Raw genomic sequence first — 19,616 nt, forward strand, 5'->3', positions numbered from 1 at the left:
TCAGTATGGCGGACGGGTCCAGGATGAAAGAGCGCAACGCCAAATACCGGATCGGCGAGGTCGTGCGGCACCGGCACTACCCGTTCCGGGGCGTTGTGTTCGACGTGGACCCGGAATTCTCCAACACCGACGAGTGGTGGGAATCGATCCCCGAACATATCCGCCCGACCAAGGATCAGCCCTTTTACCATCTGCTGGCCGAGAATGCGGAGACGGAATACGTCGCTTATGTCTCGGAGCAGAATCTGGAACTCGACACCACGGGCGAACCGCTGCGCCACCCGCAGCTGCCGGAAATGCTGGCGGCCGATGGCGATGGCGGCTGGCGCGTGCGCAGCGAGAGGCTGCAATAGCTCGCGCCTCTTGCGCATCCGCCCCGAACGAAAACGCCCCCCGAACGAAAACGCCCGGCTCATCGCCGGGCGTTTCTGTATCGGGAGGAACGCGGGCCTTACTGGGCCGGCGCGGTCTTCAGCTTTTCGGCGCCAAGCTTTTCAAGGCCGGCCTTGGTCTGCTGCTCGCGCTGGTCGGCCTCGGCCTTGAGCTGATCCTGGCGGGCCTTCACCTGCTCCTGGATCTTGTTGATCTGCGCCTCGAACACCTTCGGGTCGGTCTGCGGGCCGTCATAGACCTTGGCGAAATCGCCGAGCCCGATCGGGTAGGAGATCAGCCGGCCGACGGCATTGGCGACCTGCAGCGTCAGGCCGGGGGCCTTCTTCATGCGGTCGATGAAGCCCTGGTCGACCTGGATGTCGCCGCGGCAGAAGCGCTCGTCGCACATCACGAAGGTGCCGAGGATCGGCTGTTCGTTGGCGAGGGCGACGCGGAAGCCGTTGCGCAGCAGCAGGCCGGTCGGGAAGGCGACGGTGAACGCCTTCTTCGGGTCGTCCTGCACCTCGAACACGCCGAAGCGGACGAGGAACTGCCCGGTGTCGGTGATGATGGTCTGCTCCATTTCGCAGACCTCCTTGTTGATCGACGGCTCCTGCCGGCAGCGCTTCATCCACGGAATCGGAATCGCCGGGATCTGCTGCGCGCCAGCCTGCTGGCCATTGGCCGGCGCGGCGGGCTGGGCGGCGGGAGCGGCCGGTTGCTTGGCGGCCGGCTTGGCCGGCGCCGTCTGGGCGAGCGCGGCGCCGCTGGCGAAGGCCAGCGCCAGGGCGGCGCCAGCCAGGCTGCGCGCGAGAGTGGAGCGGTGGATCATGTCGAGTTCCTGTCGAGCGAACCGGGTAGAGACAACAGCGGACGCCTCGCCGCCATAACGCGATCGTGGGGCTGTCTCAAGCGCAATTGAGGCGACAGAGTGACCCCGGGACATATCGGTGTCCCGTTCATGCTAGATGTGGGGGGCGACTACGCCCCGAATCTCGAACAGGAGCCGATGCGTGAGCGGTATCACCCGGCGGGCCTTTGCGCGCAACGTCTTAATCGCCGGCGGCGCGGCCTTGGGCTACCCCTATGCGGTGCCGGCCCGCGCGCAGGAGAGCGCCCCGCCGCCCCGCCCCCGGCACGGCCTCGCCATGCATGGCGACCCGCTCTACCCGCCCGGCTTCGCCCATTACCGCTGCGTCAATCCCGACGCCCCCAAGGGCGGGCGGCTGGTGCAGGGCGCGGTCGGCGCGTTTGACAGCCTGAACCCGTTCATCGTGCGCGGCACCGCGCCGCCCTTCGTGCGCTGGAACATCGTCGAAAGCCTGATGGCGCGCAGCCCGGACGAGGCCTTCACCTGCTACGCCCTGCTCGCCCGCAGCGTGGAAACCGACGCGGCGCGCTCCTATGTCGCCTTCGAGATCGACCCGCGCGCCCGCTTCTCCGACGGCACGCCGGTGACGGCCGACGACGTGCTGTTCTCCTACGAACTGCTGCGCGCCAAGGGACGGCCGAACCACCGCACCTATTACGGCAAGGTGGCGAGGGCGGAGGTCACCGGCCCGCTCGCCATCCGCTTCACCTTCGCCGTGGTCGACCGCGAATTGCCGCTGATCCTGGCGCTGATGCCGGTGCTGGGCCGCCACGCCACCGATCCCGCGACCTTCGAGCAGACCAGCTTCAAGGCCCCGCTCGGCAGCGGGCCCTACATCGCCACCGAGGTGAAGCCGGGTGAGAGCGTGCTGCTCACCCGCTCCCCCGCCTATTGGGGCGCGGAACTGCCGGTCAATCGCGGCAACTTCAATTTTGACAGTCTGCGCTATGACTTCTACCGCGATGTGAATGCGCAGTTTGAAGCCTTCAAGCGTGGCCTCTACGACATACGCTTCGAGACCGATCCCGGCCGCTGGAAGACCGGCTATGATTTCCCCGCCGTGCGCGACGGGCGGATCGTCACCGAGGAAATCAGCACCGGCACGCCCAAGCCCTATTCGGCGCTGATCTTCAACATGCGTCGCCCGCTCTTCGCGGATGTGCGGGTGCGGCAGGCGATGGTGGCGCTGTTCGATTTCGAATGGGCGAATCAGAACCTCTATTTCGGCCTCTACCGCCGCAATGGCAGCTTCTATGACGATTCCGAGCTCTCCTCGCTGGGCCGTCCCGCCGATGCGCGGGAGCGGGCGCTGCTCGCCCCCTATGGCGACGCGGTGCTCCCCGCGGTCCTGGACGGCACCTGGCAGGCGCCGCGCTCCGACGGCACGGGGCGCGACCGCACAAGGCTGCGCGAGGCACTCGATCTCTTCGCCGCCGCCGGCTGGGACCTGAAGGCCGGCACGCTCAGCAACCGCAGCACCGGCCAGCCCTTCGCGCCCGAGCTGCTCGTCGGCTCCAAGGACCAGGAACGGCTGGCGCTCGCCTATCAGAACATGCTGCGCCGTGCCGGGGTGCGGCTCGACATCCGTCTCGTCGACAATGTGCAGTTCGAGGCCCGCAAGCAGAATTACGACTACGACATGGTGCCCTATATCTGGGACCAGTCGCTTTCCCCCGGCAATGAGCAGGCGTTCTATTTCGGCTCCGCCGCCGCCGACACGCCCGGCACGCGCAATTTCATGGGTCTGAAGAGCCCGGCGGCGGACGCGATGATCGAGGCGCTGCTGGCGGCGCAGGGCAAGGAGGATTTCGTCTCCGCCGTGCGCGCGCTGGACCGGGTACTGATTTCCGCGCAGTTCTCCGTGCCGCTGTTCTACACGCCGGGCCAGTGGGTGGCGCGCTGGCGCAAGGTGGAACGGCCGCAGACGCTGGCCTTGCAGGGCACGCTGGCGGAAAGCTGGTGGCAGGCCAAGGGCTAGCGGAATCGGGCAGCGGAAACCGGGCAGACGGCCGCTCTCGCGCGGTCAATTCCATGTCGCCCGGCGCATGAAGCGCTGGACAGCCGGGCCGTCACCTGTTCCTTAGGGGCGGAATGCGCGCGGGGAGCCGGCTTGAGCCGGTTGACCCGTGAAGGAATGAAGTGCTGGAGCCATGTCCATGCGTTACGCCGTCCTCTCCGCCGCCCTGCTCGTGGCGGGCACCCTGTCCGCCGGGGCGCAGCAGCCGATCGAGGTGCACCCGAACCAGCCGGCGCAGGGTGGGCTGGAGATCACCATTCCCCCGATCAACGACCCGAATTATCTCGATTACGGCCCGCTGCCGGACAAGCCGGGTTCCGACAAGAGCCAGGACTATATGGACCAGGCCGGCGGCAATTATGACAATCTCAGTGGCCCGGGCTCGGATGTCGATGCCGATGTGATGCCCGACACCGACGGCGCCTATCAAAGCCCGCTGGAGTGAGAGCCGACTGAGAGCGGCGGTCGTGCGTAAGGTCCTCTGCCGCTGAGAGCACCGTCATCCCGGCCGCAGCCGCAGCCTTGCCGGGATGACGTAGTGAAAGGGGAGACTGAGACAGCCCTCCCGAACCATTGGCCCGGCTACTCATCGCCCGTCATCCCGGAAGGACCGCAGGTCCTATCCGGGATCGCAACGGAGTTTTCTGACGATCCCGGCTCTCCGCCTTCGGCTGCGGCCGGGATGACGGTCCTCCCAGAAGCGGCTCACGCCGCCTTCGCCCCCTGCTCCGCGATCTTCGCCAGTTCTTTCAGAATGCCGGCGCTGCCCTTCAGCCGCGCATTGGCGCTCGGCCAGTCCTCCGAGAACACCACCTTGCCGTCCGGGCGCATCTTCGCCACCACATGCGGCTTGCCGACATAGGTGATGAAGCCGGCCGGGTTGGGGAAGCGCCCGTCGCGGAAGGTCAGCACCATGCCGCGCGGGCCGGCATCCACCTTCTCCACATTGGCGCGGCGGCACAGCGCCTTGATCGCCACCAGCTTGAGCAGCTGCTCCACTTCTTCCGGCAGCGTGCCGAAGCGGTCGACCATTTCCGCGCCCATGGATTCGATCTCGGCGTCGGTCTCCATGTCGGCCAGCCGGCGATAGAGGCTGAGGCGGACATGCAGGTCGGTCACATAGTCTTCGGGGATCAGGACCGGCGTACCGATGGAGATGGTGGGCGACCACTTATCCGCCGCCGGCGCGGTGATGCCGGCCTTGAGGTTGGCGATCGCCTCCTCCAGCATCTCCTGATACAGCTCGTAGCCGACCTCCTTGATATGGCCGGACTGTTCGTCGCCCAGGAGATTGCCGGCGCCGCGAATGTCGAGGTCGTGGCTGGCGAGCTGGAAGCCCGCCCCCAGCGTGTCGAGCGACTGCAACACCTTGAGCCGCCGGTCCGCCTGCGTCGTCACCTGCTTTTCCGCCGGCAGGGTGAAGATGGCATAGGCGCGCGTCTTGGAGCGGCCGACGCGCCCGCGCAGCTGGTAGAGTTGGGCGAGGCCGAACATGTCGGCGCGGTGGATGATCAGCGTGTTGGCGGTCGGGATGTCGAGGCCGGATTCGACGATGGTTGTGGAGAGCAGCACGTCGAACTGCCCGTCATAGAAGGCGGACATGATCTCTTCGAGCTGCGTCGCCGCCATCTGGCCATGCGCCACCGCGACCTTCACCTCCGGCACGCTCTTGTCGAGGAAGTCCTTTACCTCGGCGAGGTCCTCGATGCGCGGGCAGACATAGAAGCTCTGCCCGCCGCGATAGCGCTCGCGCAGCAGCGCCTCGCGCACGATCAAGGCATCGAACGGGGTTATGAAGCTGCGCACCGCCAGCCGGTCCACCGGCGGCGAGGCGATGATGGAGAGTTCGCGCACCCCGGTCATGGCGAGCTGCAACGTGCGCGGAATCGGCGTAGCGGTCAGGGTCAGCACATGCACCTCGGCGCGCATCTGCTTCAGCCGCTCCTTGTGGCCGACGCCGAAATGCTGCTCCTCATCGACGATGACGAGGCCCAGATCGCGGAACGAAATCGTCTTGCCCAGCAGCGCATGGGTGCCGACCACGATGTCCACCGTGCCGTCGGCCAGCCCCTTCTTGGTGTCGGAAAGCTCCTTGCCGGTCACCAGCCGCGAGGCCTGCCGCACCACGACGGGCAGGCCCTTGAAGCGCTCGGAAAACGTCTTGAAATGCTGGCGGGCCAGCAGCGTGGTCGGCACCACCACCGCCACCTGCTTGCCGTTCAGCGCCACGGCGAAGGCGGCGCGCAGAGCCACCTCGGTCTTGCCGAAGCCGACATCGCCACACACCAGCCGGTCCATGGGATGGCCGGAGCCGAGATCGTCGAACACCGCCTCGATGGCGGCTTCCTGGTCCTCGGTCTCCTCATAGGGGAAGCGGGCGCGGAACTCGTCATAGAGGCCTGCCGCCGGCACGAGGCGCGGCGCCTCCTGGGTCTGGCGCTGCGCCGCCACCTTGATCAGCTCAGCCGCCATCTCGCGGATGCGGCTCTTCATCCGCGCCTTGCGCGCCTGCCAGCCGCCGCCGCCCAGCCGGTCGAGCTGCGCCTCGGTGTCCTCCGAGCCGTAGCGCGACAGCAGTTCGAGATTTTCCACCGGCAGGAACAGCTTGGAGCCTTCCGCATAGTGGATTTCGAGGCAGTCGTGCGGCGCGCCCATCGCCTCGATGGTCTTCAGCCCGATGAAGCGGCCGATGCCGTGGTCGACATGCACGACGAGATCGCCGGCGGTGAGCGCGCCGAGCTCCGCGATCACGTCCTGCGGCCGGCGCGCCTTGCGCTTCGGGCGCACCAGCCGGTCGCCGAGAATGTCCTGCTCGCCGATGACGGCGAGGCTGTCGGTCTCGAAGCCGCTTTCGATGCCGAACACGGCCAGCGCGATGGTGCCCTTGGGCAGGGCCTCCGCCGCATCGCGCGAGCCGACGGTCTGCGTGCCCTTGAGGCCGTGATCGGCGAGCACGGTGGAAAGCCGGTCGCGCGAGCCGTCCGACCAGGCGGCGAGGATGGTGCGCTTATTTCTCGCGAGGTCGCGCAGATAGGCGGCCGCCACCTCGAACAGCGAGGCTTCCGGGTCCGCCCGCTCCGGCGCGAAGGAGCGCGCGGGGCGGCCGTCGAGGTCGATCACGTCCTTCGATTCGGGCAGCGCATAGGCCGACAGCGCGACGTTCTTCGCCGCCTCGCGCCGCGCCTTCCATTCCTCGGCGGTGAGATAGAGCGCCTCCGGCGGCAGCGGCTTGTAGGGCGCGCCGCCGCCATGCTCCATGCCGTGGCGGCGGGCGTCGTAATAATCGGCGATCTGGTCGAGCCGTGAGGCGGCGGCCTCGTCGTCCTGCGCTTCCATGACGATGGGCGCGTCGGGGGCGTAGTCGAACAGCGTGTCCAGCCCCTCATGGAACAGCGGCAGCCAGTGCTCCATGCCGGGATAGCGCCGGCCCTCGCTCACCGCTTCATAGAGCATGTCGCCGCGCTGCGCCGCGCCGAAGGCGGCAACATAGGCCATGCGGAAGCGTTTCATGGTCTCGCTGGTGAGCTGCACCTCGCTCATCGGCACCAGATCGAGCGCCCGCATCTGCATGGCGGTGCGCTGGGTCTCGGGGTCGAAGGAGCGGATCGATTCCAGCGTGTCGCCGAAGAAATCCAGCCGCACCGGCGCCGGCAGGCCGGGCGGGAACAGATCGACAATGCCGCCGCGCACCGCGTATTCGCCGGTGTCGCGCACGGTGGAGGTGCGCTGGAAGCCGTTGATCTCCGCCCAGCTCACCACCTCGTCCAGCGAGAGCGCGTTGCCCGGCGCGGCGGAGAAGGACTGGGTGGCGATCAGCGCACGGCTCGGCACGCGCTGCAGCGCGGCGTTCACCGTGGTGAGCAGGATGGTGCCGGCCTCGCGGCCCTTCACCCGCGCGAGCCGGGCCAGCGTGGTCATGCGTCGGGCGATGATGGCGCTGTTGGGCGAGGCGCGGTCATAGGGCAGGCAGTCCCAGGCTGGGAAGGGCAGCACCTCCACGCCCGGCGCGAAGAAGCCGAGCGCCCGCTCGAGCTCCGCCATCCGCTCGCTGTCGCGGCAGATCACCATCAGCGTCGGCCAGGGCGCCTTGTCCTGCGCCGCCAGAGCGCGGGCGAGGTCGGCGACGACGAGACCCTCCATCCCGCCCGGCACATTGGCGAGCGTGACCGTGCGGCCGGGCGCGAGCTTCGAGGTCAGGGTGGCGAACGCGGTCTTCATATCGGCGGCAGGCCCTCGCCCGACAGATGGAACTGGCGGAAACGGTGAAAGACGGGGGTGTCGAACTCCGGCGACGGCACACCGCTGCCGAGCCAGCCGAACAGGTCGGGATCCTCGACCTCGATCAGCTTCTCGAAATCTTCCACCTCGTCCTCGCTCAATTCGCCGATGCAGGCATCGGCGAAGCGGCCCATCAGCAGATCCATCTCGCGGGTGCCGCGATGCCAGGAGCGGTAGAGGATGCGGCGGCGGCGGGCATCGAGGCCCGCGCTGGAGCGCGTGGTTCCGGTCATGTCCAGGTCTCGGTTTCGCGGCCACGCGGGCGCGGCGGCGCGCAAGAGGCGCCGGTTCTAGCGCGGGCGGCGCCCGCTGTCAGGTGGCTTGTCGGCATGGCTGATAGAACGCCCGGGAAGCGATTGCGCGCCGCGCGCCTATCGTCCACCTTCCGCCGATCATGCGGCCCGATCTTCTCAATCCCTATTTCGCCGAAATCACCGGCCTTCCCGGCATCGGCCCGAAGCTGGCCCGGCCCTTCAACCGCCTGCTCGGGCGGGAGGAGGGCGCGCGCGTGCTCGATCTCCTGCTGCATCTGCCCGCCTCCACCATCGACCGCCGCGCCCGCCCGACGCTGGCGGAAATCGTGCCCGACACGGTGGTGACGGTGGAAATCCATGTCGACCGCCATGTCCCCACCCCGCGCGGCTCCCGCGCCCCCTACCGTGTCTATGGCCATGACGCCACCGGCGACCTGACGCTCGCCTTCTTCAAGGCCGAGCGCAGCTGGATGGAACGGCTGCTCCCCGTCGGCGAGACGCGCTGGGTGTCGGGTACCGTCACGCTCTACGACGGCATGGCGCAGATGGTTCACCCCGACCGGGTGGTCGACGCTGCCGGCCTCGCCAAGCTGCCGCCGATCGAGCCGCTCTACCCGCTGGTCGAGGGCCTGGGTCAGGGTCATCTGCGCCGCGCCATCGAGGCCGCGTTCACCCAGGTGCAGGACCTGCCGGAATGGCGCGCCGCCCCGCCCGGCATCGGCTTTCTCGACGCGCTGCGCGAGGTTCACCAGCCGCGCGAGACGCTGGATGCGAGCCCGCAGGGGCCCGCCTGGCAGCGCCTCGCCTATGACGAGCTGCTCGCCGGCCAGCTCGCCCTCGCTCTGCTGCGGGCCAGCACGGTGAAGCAGGCCGGGCGGCCGAGCCTCGGCGATGGACGGTTTTCGGCGCGCATTCTGAGTGCCCTGCCCTTTTCCCTCACGGGATCGCAGACCGAGGCGCTGAAGGCCATCCGCGCCGATCTCGGCTCGCAGGACCGCATGCTGCGCCTGCTGCAGGGCGATGTCGGCTCAGGGAAAACCGTGGTGGCGCTGCTCGCGGCGGCGACCGTCATCGAGGCCGGCCGACAGGCGGCATTGATGGCGCCGACGGAAATCCTCGCCCGCCAGCACATGAAGACCATCGCGCCACTGGCGGAAGCGGCGGGGCTTCGCGTCGCCCTGCTCACCGGGCGGGAGAAGGGGCGCGGGCGAGCGGAGCTTCTGGCCCGGCTCGCGGCCGGTGAGATCGACCTCGTCATCGGCACCCATGCGCTGTTTCAGGAAGGAGTGGAGTTCCACGACCTCGCGCTCGCCATCGTCGATGAGCAGCACCGCTTCGGCGTGCATCAGCGCTTGGCGCTGGCCGCCAAGGGCGAGGCGGTGGATGTGCTGGTCATGACCGCGACGCCGATCCCCCGCACGCTGGTGCTGACCTATTTCGGCGACATGGATTCCAGCGAATTGCGGGAGAAGCCGGCCGGGCGCCAGCCCATCGACACCCGTGCCATTCCTTCCGACCGCATCGACGAGATCGTCGCCCGGCTCGGCCGCGCGCTGGCGGACGGCCGGCGCGCCTACTGGATCTGCCCGCTGGTCGAGGAATCGGAAACCTCCGACCTCGCCGCCGCCGAGGCGCGCTTTGCCGATCTCGCGGCGCATTTTGGCGCCCGTGTCGGCCTCGTCCACGGCAAGATGAAGGGGGCGGAGAAAGACGCCGCCATGGCCGCCTTCGCCGCCGGGGAAACGCAGCTTCTGGTCGCCACCACCGTGGTCGAGGTCGGCGTCGATGTGCCCGAGGCCAGCATCATCGTGATCGAACATGCGGAACGTTTCGGCCTTGCGCAGCTTCATCAGCTGCGCGGCCGGGTCGGGCGTGGTTCGGAGGCCTCCACCTGCGTGCTGCTCTACCGCCGCCCGCTGGGGGAGATCGCCCGCCAGCGGCTGGAGGCACTGCGCTCCTCCGAGGACGGGTTCTTCCTCGCCGAGCAGGATTTGAAGCTGCGCGGCGAGGGCGACGTGCTCGGCACGCGGCAGAGCGGCTTTCCCGGCTTCAAGCTGGCGCGGCTCGATGTGCATGGCGATCTTCTCGTCGCGGCGCGGGCCGAGGCGCTGGAGATCGTCAAGAACGATTCTGATCTTCGGGGCCCGCGTGGCGCGGCCCTGCGGCTGTTGCTACATGTGTTCGAGCGCGACGTGGCGGTGAAGCTGTTGAGCGCGGGCTAGAGCCTGATCCGATCAGGTTATCTCAACCTGATCGGTGAATCAGTCTCTAAACGATTGATAGAGAACGTTTTCCGATCGGATTGCGCTGCAATCGGATCGGCACGTTCTCGACCCGCGGGGGCGCGGCGAACAAGGCGATGCGGTGATGCACGGCGCGATGACCGGCCCGGAACGAAAGAGTTCTTCCCTCACGGCGCCCCTGCGCTGGGCGATGTTTGTTCTCGCCTGGGTCTGTGTTGGTCTGGGCATTGTCGGGCTCGTCACGCCTGTCATGCCCGGCACGGTGTTCCTCATTCTCGCGGCGTGGCTGTTCACCCGTTCCTCGCCGCGTTTTGAGCGCTGGCTGCTCACCCATCCCCGCCTCGGCCCGTCCGTCGTGGCGTGGCGAGCGAATGGCGTGGTGCCGCGCTGGGCGCAGCTCACCGCGACCGCCAGCATGGCCGGCAGCTTCGTGCTGCTGGTCGTCATCGGGCTTTCCGTGCCGGTTCTGGCGATCATCGGCGCGATCTTCGTCGGCACCAGCGCCTATCTGCTCACCCGGCCGACCGCATGAGCGAGGCGGCGCGACCCGCTGGGCTGATCCTCGCCGGCGGCCTGTCGCGCCGCATGGGTGGTGGCGACAAGGGGCTGAAGCGGCTCGGCGGCGAGACGGTGCTGGCGTGCATCGCCGCCCGGCTGGCGCCGCAGGTCTCGCCGCTGCTGCTCAATGCCAATGGTCCGGCGGCGCGCTTCGGGCTCGATCTGCCTGTGGTGGCCGACACCCTGCCCGGCCACCCCGGCCCACTGGCCGGCCTGCTCGCCGGGCTCGACCATGTCGCGCGCGAGATGCCGGGCGCGCGCCACCTGCTCACCGTGCCGAGCGACTGCCCGTTCCTGCCGCGCGATCTCGCCGCCCGTCTGGCGGCCGCAGCCGGGGAAACGGGGGCGGCCTACGCCGTTTCCGGCGGGCGCGAGCATCCCGTGGTCGGGCTGTGGCCGGTGGCGACGCGCGTTATGCTGCGCCGCCTGCTGGTGGACGACGACGAGCGGCGGATGATGCGCTGGGTGCGCCACATCGGCGCCGTGCCGGTGGAATGGCCGGCGACGCCGCTCGACCCGTTTCTCAACCTCAATACGCCCGACGACCTTCTCACCGCCGAGCGCCTGATCGCCGTCTATCCCGCGCTGTGAGCCGCCGGGCGCCAGGCGATGGAATCGACCGGCGCGGCGTGCTGATCGGCGAAATCGGCGATGGCCTCGATATCGTCGAGGTCGATCACCGGGCGCGGGCAGCCCGGCACCGCCCGGTCGCTGGCGAGGCCGAGGATGAACGGATCGTCGGGATAGAGAAACGGCTTGCCGAGTTCGGCGCGGTGAACCTCGATCTTGGGATGGTGGTCCTGCTTGAAGCCTTCCACCAGCACCAAATCCACCGGCGACAGGCGCGCGACGAGTTCCGGCAGGTCGGGCTCCGGCGCGCCGCGCAGCTCATGCATCAGCGCCCAGCGATTGGCGGAGGAAATCAGCACCTCGCTCGCGCCGACCGTGCGATGGGTGTGCGAGTCCTTGCCCGGCTTGTCGACATCGAAATTATGGTGCGCGTGCTTCACCGTGGAGACGCGGTGCCCGCGCCCGACCAGAACGGGAATGAGCCGCGCCAGCAGCGTCGTCTTGCCCGCGCCGCTCCACCCCGCGAATCCGATCAGCCGCATGCTCGCCTCCCCGCGCCTTTTCCCAGCACTTCGGCCCTCGCAGCCCCGGCGTCAAGTCGCCCGGGCGGGTGCGCCGATCACGCTTGCGCCGGGTCGGGGCGGAAGCGCTTGCCTCCCGTGCCGTCCCGGCGTAACCCGCGCGCCATGGTTGCCCCCATTGCCGACGAGACCCCGCTGCATCTCGACCTCAAAGGGCTGAAATGCCCGCTGCCGGCGCTGCACACGCGCCGGGCGCTGGCTCGCGCGCGAGCGGGCGCCGTGATCGTCGTCGAGTGTACCGACCCGATGGCCGCGATCGACATTCCCCATCTCGTGCGCCAGGACGGCCATGAGCTGGTGGCGGAGCAGCGGCAGGGCGAGCTCCTGAGCTTTCAAATTCGCAAGCGGGAGACGCCAGCGGCGCGCGAGGGGGATGGTCATCCCGCCGGAGGTACGGCTATCTAGCGGCGCTGGTCCAGCCCCGGGGTTTGCCAATGAAGCTGACGCGCCGTCTGTTCACTCTCACCGGCCTTGTCGGCCTCACTGTCCACCTCACCGCACTCACCGGTCACGCCAAGTCGGCGCAGGCGCCGCATCACGGCCAGAGCGCCGCCGCGCCGCTGCCGTCGCGCGCCGACACCCATGTCTATCTGCTGCGCGGGCTGTTTGGCGTGTTCTCGCAAGGGCTTGACGCGCTGGCGCAGGAATTGGTGGCGCAGGGCTACCATGCCGAGCTCTATGGCTGGGACGAGGCGCAGCAGGTGATCACGCTGATCGAGCGACGCGAGCGCGACGGCCATGAGGGACCGACGATTCTGATCGGCCATTCTCTCGGCGCCAACGCGGTGATAAATGTCGCTAACACGTTGCAGAATCAGGGGATTGCAGTCGATCTCGCGGTGACGTTCGACGCCACTGACCCCGATCCGGTGCCGGAGAATGTCGCAATTCTGATCAATTTCTGGGCCGCCGACGGCTTCGGCGAGCCGGTCGAGGCGTCGCCCGGCTACACCGGCGACCTTGAAAACATTGATCTTTCCGGCCAGCCGGGGATCGACCATACGAGCATAGACTCGATGGACCAGTTCCACCAGACCGTCATCGCGCGGCTGGAAGGCCTGACGGGAAACTAGAACGCCGGCTCCCGAAAAGAGAGCCGGCGCAAGGGCTTACTTGAGAGCGGCGTCGACCGCCTGGCGCACGAAGGCTTCCGGTGAGATCTTCGCCGCCGCCGCCTTGGTGTTGATGGCGTTGAGGATTTCCGGCGGGAAGGGCACGTCGAGAATCACCGCGTCGGCGCTGTCGAGCGAATAGACGGTGCGGACGACACGCGAGGCGAAGCTCGTCACAGCTTGGGTCTTCTGGGCGTCGGAAAGGCCGGATTTCGCAGCAACTGCAGGGCAGTAGGCGGAAATGACGCCGTCGATGATCAGGCCGGAGCTGAAGCCCGCGGCGCGCAGACCATCCACCGCCGCATCCAGCGCCTCCGGCTTGTCGAGCCCATCGCCCGTGGGCAGCACGGACTTGATCGTCGCCGCCTGCGCGGCCTCGAGCGTGCTCTTCGGGCACTCGAAAGCGCCGGCCGCAAGAGCCGGCTGCGCCGCCACGAGGGCGAGAGCGAAGACCGAGGCCGGGAGAAACGGTGCGTAGGACATCTCAACTCCTGCTACGGAAACGGCTTCTAGAATATGCCTTTGCGCGTGGTGAGCCCGCTGGGACTCGAACCCAGGACCTCATGATTAAAAGTCACGCGCTCTAACCAGCTGAGCTACGGGCCCCCACGAAAAGGGGGCTTAAGCGTTTCGCACCGCGATGGCAAGCGGACGGCGCGTCGCGGCGGCACCTATCAAGAGCCTGATAGCCGCGCCAAATGTTTCATATTGCACGCGCGCAAGAGCGCCACGTCGATCATGCCGCTTCCGGTGCGGCTTTGGCACGATTAGCCTGCAGCCATGACATTCGGGAGCGCCGCTGGCACTCCCTGGGGCAAGGAGAAGACACATGGCCAAAGTTCTGGTGCTGTATTATTCCACCTACGGTCACATCGAGAAGATGGCGGAGGCCGTCGCCGAAGGGGCACGCGAGGCGGGCGCCGAAGCCGTGGTGAAGCGGGTGCCGGAAACGGTGCCGGAGGAGATCGCCCGACAGAACCATTTCAAGCTCGACCAGAAGGCGCCGGTCGCCACGGTGGACGAACTGAAAGATTACGACGCCATCATTTTCGGCGCCCCTACCCGCTTCGGAACGGTCGCCTCGCAGATGCGCAGCTTCATAGACCAGACCGGCGGACTTTGGTTCGCCGGCGCGCTGGTGGGCAAGGTTGGTTCGGTATTCACCTCCTCCGCCACCCAGCACGGCGGACAGGAATCCACCATTCTCGGCTTCGTACCGACCCTGCTGCACCATGGCATGGTGGTGGTTGGCCTGCCTTACGCCTTCCAGGGCCAGATGGGTGTCGACGAGATCAAGGGCGGCTCGCCGTATGGTGCGTCGACGATCGCCAATGGCGACGGTTCGCGTCAGCCTTCCGAGGTCGAGCTGGCCGGAGCCCGCTTCCAGGGCAAGCACGTCGCCACCATCGCGGCCAAGCTGGCCTGATCGGAGCGATACTGAGCCGTTGCAGTCAGGTCATCCCGGCCGAAGAACGCTTCGCGCCGGGGTGACCAGTGGGTTCACTTCAAGCCCCGGCGCGCTTCCTGAGCGTGTTCGGGTTGGCGCGAGGACCGGCGAGGGCGATCACCGCGCCGGAACATCCCCGCGTGCCCAACCCTCCTTCACCTCGGCCTTGAACGCCTCGAACCGGCCTTCGGCGATGGCGGCGCGGATGCCGGCCATCAGGCTCTGGTAATAGGCGAGGTTCACCCATGTGAGCAGCATGGAGCCCAGCATCTCGTCGCAGCGCACGAGGTGATGCAAATAGGCGCGCGAATAGTCCCGCGCCGCCGGGCAGTCGCTCTCTTCGTCCAGCGGGCGAGGGTCCTCGGCGTGGCGCGCATTCTTCAGGTTGATCTTGCCGAAGCGGGTGAAGGCCTGCGCATGCCGCCCGGCGCGGGTCGGCATCACGCAATCGAACATGTCGACGCCGCGCGCCACGCTTTCGATAATGTCGTCCGGCGTGCCGACGCCCATGAGATAACGCGGTTTTTCCGCCGGCAGGATGGGCGTCACCACCTCCAGCATCGCAAGCATCACATCCTGTGGTTCGCCGACCGCGAGACCACCGATGGAGTAGCCGGGGAAGTCGATGTCGATCAGACACCGCGCCGATTCGATCCGCAACTCCGTGTCGTCACCGCCCTGCACGATGCCGAACAGCGCCCGGCCTTTCGGCTGTGCCTCAAACGCCTTCTTCGAGCGCTCCGCCCAGCGCAGCGACAGGCGCAGGGCGCGGGCAATCTCGTCCTTCGGGGCCGGAAGGCGGACGCACTCGTCCAGCTGCATCTGGATGTCCGCACCCAGCAGACCCTGGATTTCGATGGAGCGCTCTGGCGTCAGCTCGTGATAGGCGCCGTCGATATGCGAGCGGAAGGTGACGCCCTTCTCGCTCATCTTCCGCAGCCCTGCCAGCGACATGACCTGGAAGCCACCGGAATCGGTGAGAATGGGATGCGGCCAACGCATCATCTCATGCAGCCCGCCCAGCCGGGCGACGCGCTCGGCGCTGGGGCGCAGCATCAGGTGATAGGTGTTACCGAGCAGGATGTCGGCACCGAGCTCGCGGACCTGCCCGGGATACATACCTTTCACGGTACCGGCGGTCCCCACCGGCATGAAGGCGGGCGTGCGCACCACACCGCGTGGTGTCACGACCTCGCCGAGCCGGGCGGCACCGTCGGTGGCGTGCAGGCGATAGTGGAAATCTGTCTGATCAGGCGTGTCGAGATGGGTCATGGCCGGGCTTGTGGCAGCAAAAGGCAGGCATCGCCATAGGAGTAGAAGCGGTAACCGCTGGCGATAGCGTGAGCATAGGCGCGTTTCTGCGTTTCATGACCTATGAACGCCGCGACCAGCATCACCAGCGTCGAACGCGGCAGGTGGAAATTGGTCAGCATGCCGTCGATGAAGCGGAAGCGCGTGCCGGGAGTGATGAAAATATCGGTTTCGCCGCGCCAGGCGCTGAGCAGTCCCTCTTGCGAGGCGGCGCTCTCGATCAGCCGGGTGGCCGTGGTCCCGACGGTGACGACCTTGCCGCCTCGCGTCCGCACCGCGTTCAACGCGGCTGCGGTTTCGGGGGAGACCTCGCCCCATTCGGCATGCATCCGATGGTCGGCCGTGTCGTCGGCCTTGACAGGGAGAAAGGTGCCGGCGCCGACATGAAGGGTGACGCGATGGGTCTCAACGCCGCGCGCGCCCAGCCGCTCGATCAGTTCGGGGGTAAAGTGCAGCCCCGCTGTCGGCGCTGCGACAGAACCCTCATGGGCGGCGAACATGGTCTGGTAATCGGCCCGGTCCTGCGCGTCGTCGGCGCGTTTCGCGGCGATATAGGGCGGCAGCGGAATATGTCCGATGGCGGCGATGGCGGCATCGAGCGCTGGACCGGCGGCCGCGAAGCGCAGCGTGACCTCACCCCCCTCGCCTTTCGCCTCAATGCGCGCGGCGAGAGTGGCGCTACCGTCGGCAGCGGCGAATTCGATGGTGTCGCCGGGCGCCAGCCGCTTGCCGGGGCGGGCGAGCGCCAGCCAGCTGTCCGGGCCGAGCCGCTTATGCAACATGGCTTCGACCTGCACCCCTTCGCCCTGCGAGGTAGCACGGCGGCGGATGCCGTCGAGCCGTGCCGGCAGCACGCGCGTATCGTTGACCACCAGCGCGTCGCCGGGTGCCAGCAGTTCCGGCAGATCGCGCACTTGCGCGTCGGTCAGATCCGGGTCCGCGCCGGCGCGCACAACGAGCAGCCGCGCCGCATCGCGCGGCGAGACGGGCCGCAGCGCGATGCACTCGGGCGGCAGAACGAAATCGAACAGGTCGACACGCATGGAAGGCCCGGCTCTTACAAAAGGCGATCCCGGATGCGCTCACGCGCATCCGGGACAGCATCATGCCTCAACGTCGCGGTGATCAGGCGGAAACGGTCGCCTTGACGATCTTGTCCGGGTTCTGCACCGGCTCGCCGCGCTTGATCTTGTCGACATTCTCCATGCCTTCGATCACCTCGCCCCACACGGTGTACTGGCCATCAAGGAAGCCGGCATCGGCGAAGCAGATGAAGAACTGGCTGTCGGCGGAATCCGGGTGCTGGGCGCGGGCCATGGAGGCGGTGCCGCGCACATGACGTCCCTTGTTGAATTCAGCCTTCAGATTCTTGCCCGAGCCGCCGCGGCCGGTGCCGGTGGGATCGCCGGTCTGGGCCATGAAGCCGTCGATGACGCGGTGGAAGACCACGCCGTCATAGAAGCCCTGCTTGGCGAGCTCGCTGATGCGCGCGACATGGCCGGGCGCCAGGTCCGGGCGGAAGCGGATCTTGACCGGCCCCTGCGTCGTTTCGAGCAGCAGCGTGGTTTCAGCGGTGTCGGTCATGTGTCTCTCCTTTATTGGAAGGTTGGCGGCGTCACTTGACGTCCGCAGCCACCTTCATCGAGATGATCTTGTCGGGGTTCTGCACCGGCTCGCCGCGCTTGAGCTTGTCAACGTTCTCCATGCCGGACACGACCTGGCCGATCACGGTGTACTGGCCGTTGAGGAAGGACGCATCGCCGAAGGTGATGAAGAACTGCGAGTTGGCGCTGTTCGGGCTGGAGGCGCGTGCCATGCCGACGGTGCCGCGCTTGAACGGCACGTTGGAGAACTCGGCCGGAAGGTTCGGATAGCGCGAGCCACCGGTGCCGTTGCCATATTGGCCATCGCCCGTCTGCGCCATGAAGCCTTCGATGACACGATGGAACGGCACGTTGTCATAGTAGCCCTCGCGCGCCAGCGTCTTGATGCGCTCGGCGTGCTGGGGGGCGATATCCGGGCGCAGCACGAACACCACCGGGCCCTTGGTGGTCTGCATGATGATGGCGTTCTGCGGGTCGACATTCGGCGGCAGCTTGGGCGCCTGCGCCGAGGCCGGAGCGGCGGCGACCATGGCCAGCGCGCAGGCGACGGAGAAGGCAGCGAGAAGGCGTCGGATCATGGGCATGAACTCCGTTGAGCGATGGCGGGGACCGCCCGCCGCTAGGCCCCGCGCCCGAACCGACCGCGCAGGCGGACGAGAACGGGACCGGGCACGAAGGCGGAAACATCCCCACCCATGGCTGCGATCTGCCGCACCAGCGTGGCGGTGATGGGGCGGGCAATGGGAGAGGCCGGCAGGAAAACGGTCTGCACGCCGGGTTTCAGCGTCGCGTTCATTCCGGCCATCTGCATTTCATAGTCGAGATCGGTGCCGTCGCGCAGGCCACGGATGAGCAGGCTGGCGCCATGGGCCTCGGCGGCATCGACGACGAGCGTATCGAAGGTGACGCAGTCGAGCCGGGCGCCCTCCTCGCGGGCGATGGGCGCAAACACCTCGCTCAACATCTCCAGCCTCTCGGCCGGCGCGAAGAGCGGCGCCTTGCCGGGATGGATGCCGACGCCCACCACCAGCCGGTCCACCAGCCGAGCGGCGGCGCGCGCGACCTCGACATGGCCGTTGGTCGGCGGGTCGAAGGAGCCGGGGTAGAAGGCGGTGCGCATGGCGCTCATCTCGGGCCTCTCGGTGCGCGGCAAGGGTTAGCGGTCTCGCGGCCCGGACGCAAGCTGCGGAGGTTTCACCTGCCCGCTGGTCACTGTGTCGCCTCCGCTCAGGGCGCACCGAGTTCGGTATCCAGAAAATGCAGTACGGCGTCGGCCACCTGCGCGTGGAGGGCCGCGCGCCCCTCCGCGGCGGTGCCTTTATGGCAGACCGGTCCATCGCCGTGCTTCTCCGCCTCCAGCAACGCGACCGCCCCCGGCTTGCACAGCGGCAGGAAGCTGAAATGCGTGGCGCCGTCCAAGGCGGTATAGCGTCCCAATGCGAAAGGGAGATGCGCGGCCAGATAACGCGACTCCAGGGCGGCGGGCACCTGCGCGTCGCCCTCGCCTGCCGACATCACCAGCACAGGCACCTTCAGGGCAGCGAGGCTCTCCGGCGTGAAGCCGCGCGCCAGCCCGAGATCGAGCGCTACCGCCGCACCGACCCGTTGGTCGGCGAGATCACCGGCCAACAGCGCGCGCGCCTCGGCCGTACCCACGCGTCGGTCGGCAAGATCACCGGCCAACAGCGTGCGCGCCTCGGCCGTGCCTCCCACCTCAAGCCGACCAGCTATCTCGCAGGCCGCGAGTTGGGCATGAAGCTCGCAGTCCGCCGCGAAACGGGCCGGATCGAAACGCGCTCCGGCAAGGGCCATCGCCGTCCAGCCGCCGAGAGAATGGCCGATGACGCCGACCTTGTCGGCAGCCGCACCGAAGGCGGGGTCGCGGGTGATCCGGTCGATCAGCCGGGACAGATCGCGCGGCCGTTCCCAGAGTCGTGCGCCGGTATCGGGCTTGAGGTTGCGGCTGGTGGTCCCGGGATGATTCACCGCCGCGACGACATAGCCATGCCGCGCAAGCGTGACCGCCAGCCAGGCCTGATTGCCCAGATTGCCGCCAAAGCCGTGAGAGAGCACGACGAGACGGTGGCGGCCAGGTGTCGGGGCGGCGTCGACGATGACGGATTCGCCCACCAATGCAGCGTTGTCGCCGATCAATGTCTGCGGGCCCGACGCCGATGTCGGATACCAAACCGCCGCTTCCAGCGGGCGCTCCGGCATCTCAACGAGGCTCAGTCGGCGAAAGCCGACACCGTCGGCGCGCGAGACTCCAACGCTGATCGCCATGAAGGCAAGCGCGAGAAGGAGGAAAAGGGGGCGCATGGGCGATGACACTCGGGCGGGGCACGATACGAGGCGTGGAAACAAGAACGGCGCCTTCTGGCGCCGTTCCGTGTTCTCA

20 protein-coding genes and 1 tRNA gene are annotated in these 19,616 nt (G+C 67.8%); 9 read left to right on the top strand and 12 right to left on the bottom strand.

Annotation, left to right across the window (positions count from 1 at the left end):
- Positions 1–23 precede the first annotated feature (23 nt).
- Positions 24–353: a heat shock protein HspQ gene (gene hspQ, locus ACP2AH_RS00600; protein WP_244376633.1), complete on the top strand. Its 330-nt coding sequence runs from the start codon at positions 24–26 to the stop codon at positions 351–353.
- Positions 354–451: 98 nt separating this feature from the next.
- Here hspQ and ACP2AH_RS00605 read toward each other — a convergent pair whose 3' ends face one another.
- Positions 452–1,204, bottom strand: a complete 753-nt coding sequence (locus ACP2AH_RS00605; protein WP_425104061.1) for an invasion associated locus B family protein — start codon at positions 1,202–1,204, stop codon at positions 452–454.
- A gap of 316 nt (positions 1,205–1,520) precedes the next feature.
- Between ACP2AH_RS00605 and ACP2AH_RS00610 the strand changes: the two genes are divergently transcribed.
- Positions 1,521–3,221 (top strand): extracellular solute-binding protein, encoded by a 1,701-nt coding sequence (locus ACP2AH_RS00610; protein ID WP_425104705.1) that lies wholly within the window; start codon positions 1,521–1,523, stop codon positions 3,219–3,221.
- Between the two features lie 178 nt (positions 3,222–3,399).
- Positions 3,400–3,705, top strand: a complete 306-nt coding sequence (locus tag ACP2AH_RS00615) for a hypothetical protein (protein WP_425104062.1) — start codon at positions 3,400–3,402, stop codon at positions 3,703–3,705.
- A 260-nt stretch (positions 3,706–3,965) separates the two neighbouring features.
- On the opposite strand, the gene mfd is transcribed toward ACP2AH_RS00615, so the two are convergent.
- Both mfd and ACP2AH_RS00625 read right to left on the bottom strand, forming a co-directional pair.
- Positions 3,966–7,478, bottom strand: coding sequence for a transcription-repair coupling factor (gene mfd / locus ACP2AH_RS00620; RefSeq protein ID WP_425104063.1), 3,513 nt, complete (start codon positions 7,476–7,478; stop codon positions 3,966–3,968).
- Positions 7,475–7,771, bottom strand: a complete 297-nt coding sequence (locus tag ACP2AH_RS00625) for a succinate dehydrogenase assembly factor 2 (RefSeq protein ID WP_425104064.1) — start codon at positions 7,769–7,771, stop codon at positions 7,475–7,477. The genes mfd and ACP2AH_RS00625 overlap by 4 nt, the downstream gene beginning before the upstream one ends.
- 161 nt (positions 7,772–7,932) lie before the next feature.
- Here ACP2AH_RS00625 and recG point away from each other — a divergent pair, with 161 nt between their 5' ends.
- From recG to mobA, 3 genes are all read left to right on the top strand, one after another.
- Positions 7,933–10,014, top strand: a complete 2,082-nt coding sequence (gene recG, locus ACP2AH_RS00630; protein WP_425104065.1) for an ATP-dependent DNA helicase RecG — start codon at positions 7,933–7,935, stop codon at positions 10,012–10,014.
- A gap of 145 nt (positions 10,015–10,159) precedes the next feature.
- Positions 10,160–10,567, top strand: a complete 408-nt coding sequence (locus ACP2AH_RS00635) for a YbaN family protein (RefSeq protein WP_425104066.1) — start codon at positions 10,160–10,162, stop codon at positions 10,565–10,567.
- Entirely contained in the window at positions 10,564–11,184 is a 621-nt protein-coding gene (gene mobA / locus ACP2AH_RS00640) for a molybdenum cofactor guanylyltransferase MobA (RefSeq protein WP_425104067.1), read from the top strand. Before ACP2AH_RS00635 ends, mobA begins: the two co-directional genes overlap by 4 nt.
- On the opposite strand, the gene mobB is transcribed toward mobA, so the two are convergent.
- Positions 11,169–11,705: a molybdopterin-guanine dinucleotide biosynthesis protein B gene (gene mobB / locus ACP2AH_RS00645; protein WP_425104068.1), complete on the bottom strand. Its 537-nt coding sequence runs from the start codon at positions 11,703–11,705 to the stop codon at positions 11,169–11,171. The genes mobA and mobB overlap by 16 nt on opposite strands.
- Before the next feature lie 117 nt (positions 11,706–11,822).
- Between mobB and ACP2AH_RS00650 the strand changes: the two genes are divergently transcribed.
- Both ACP2AH_RS00650 and ACP2AH_RS00655 read left to right on the top strand, forming a co-directional pair.
- A complete protein-coding gene (locus ACP2AH_RS00650) occupies positions 11,823–12,149 on the top strand; it encodes a sulfurtransferase TusA family protein (protein WP_425104069.1) in 327 nt (108 codons plus the stop codon).
- 29 nt (positions 12,150–12,178) lie between these two features.
- On the top strand, positions 12,179–12,817 hold the full coding sequence (locus ACP2AH_RS00655) for an alpha/beta hydrolase (protein ID WP_425104070.1): 639 nt from the start codon (positions 12,179–12,181) through the stop codon (positions 12,815–12,817).
- A 36-nt stretch (positions 12,818–12,853) separates the two neighbouring features.
- Here the strand turns inward: ACP2AH_RS00655 and ACP2AH_RS00660 are convergent, their stop codons facing one another.
- Positions 12,854–13,339, bottom strand: coding sequence for a hypothetical protein (locus ACP2AH_RS00660; RefSeq protein WP_425104071.1), 486 nt, complete (start codon positions 13,337–13,339; stop codon positions 12,854–12,856).
- Positions 13,340–13,385: 46 nt separating this feature from the next.
- Positions 13,386–13,462: transfer RNA gene (locus ACP2AH_RS00665), tRNA-Lys, on the bottom strand.
- A 223-nt stretch (positions 13,463–13,685) separates the two neighbouring features.
- Here ACP2AH_RS00665 and wrbA point away from each other — a divergent pair.
- Positions 13,686–14,282: an NAD(P)H:quinone oxidoreductase gene (gene wrbA / locus ACP2AH_RS00670; RefSeq protein WP_425104072.1), complete on the top strand. Its 597-nt coding sequence runs from the start codon at positions 13,686–13,688 to the stop codon at positions 14,280–14,282.
- 138 nt (positions 14,283–14,420) lie between these two features.
- Here wrbA and tgt read toward each other — a convergent pair whose 3' ends face one another.
- The 6 genes from tgt to ACP2AH_RS00700 form a co-directional block, all read right to left on the bottom strand.
- Positions 14,421–15,575: a tRNA guanosine(34) transglycosylase Tgt gene (gene tgt, locus ACP2AH_RS00675; protein WP_425104073.1), complete on the bottom strand. Its 1,155-nt coding sequence runs from the start codon at positions 15,573–15,575 to the stop codon at positions 14,421–14,423.
- The gene (queA, locus tag ACP2AH_RS00680) at positions 15,572–16,657 is read right to left on the bottom strand and encodes a tRNA preQ1(34) S-adenosylmethionine ribosyltransferase-isomerase QueA (protein ID WP_425104074.1); all 1,086 of its coding nucleotides are present in this window, start codon (positions 16,655–16,657) and stop codon (positions 15,572–15,574) included. The genes tgt and queA overlap by 4 nt, the downstream gene beginning before the upstream one ends.
- An 82-nt stretch (positions 16,658–16,739) precedes the next feature.
- The gene (locus ACP2AH_RS00685) at positions 16,740–17,198 is read right to left on the bottom strand and encodes a peptidylprolyl isomerase (RefSeq protein ID WP_244376647.1); all 459 of its coding nucleotides are present in this window, start codon (positions 17,196–17,198) and stop codon (positions 16,740–16,742) included.
- 31 nt (positions 17,199–17,229) lie between these two features.
- Positions 17,230–17,796 carry a peptidylprolyl isomerase gene (locus ACP2AH_RS00690; RefSeq protein WP_425104075.1) on the bottom strand — a complete coding sequence of 189 codons (567 nt, stop codon included), beginning with the start codon at positions 17,794–17,796 and terminating at the stop codon, positions 17,230–17,232.
- 41 nt (positions 17,797–17,837) lie between these two features.
- Positions 17,838–18,347, bottom strand: coding sequence for a pantetheine-phosphate adenylyltransferase (gene coaD / locus ACP2AH_RS00695; protein WP_421697738.1), 510 nt, complete (start codon positions 18,345–18,347; stop codon positions 17,838–17,840).
- 98 nt (positions 18,348–18,445) lie between these two features.
- Entirely contained in the window at positions 18,446–19,537 is a 1,092-nt protein-coding gene (locus tag ACP2AH_RS00700; protein WP_425104076.1) for an alpha/beta hydrolase family protein, read from the bottom strand.
- Positions 19,538–19,616: the final 79 nt, after the last annotated feature.

This window comes from Ancylobacter sp. (assembly GCF_965249975.1).
In the GTDB taxonomy this organism is placed as follows: Bacteria; Pseudomonadota; Alphaproteobacteria; order Rhizobiales; family Xanthobacteraceae; genus Ancylobacter.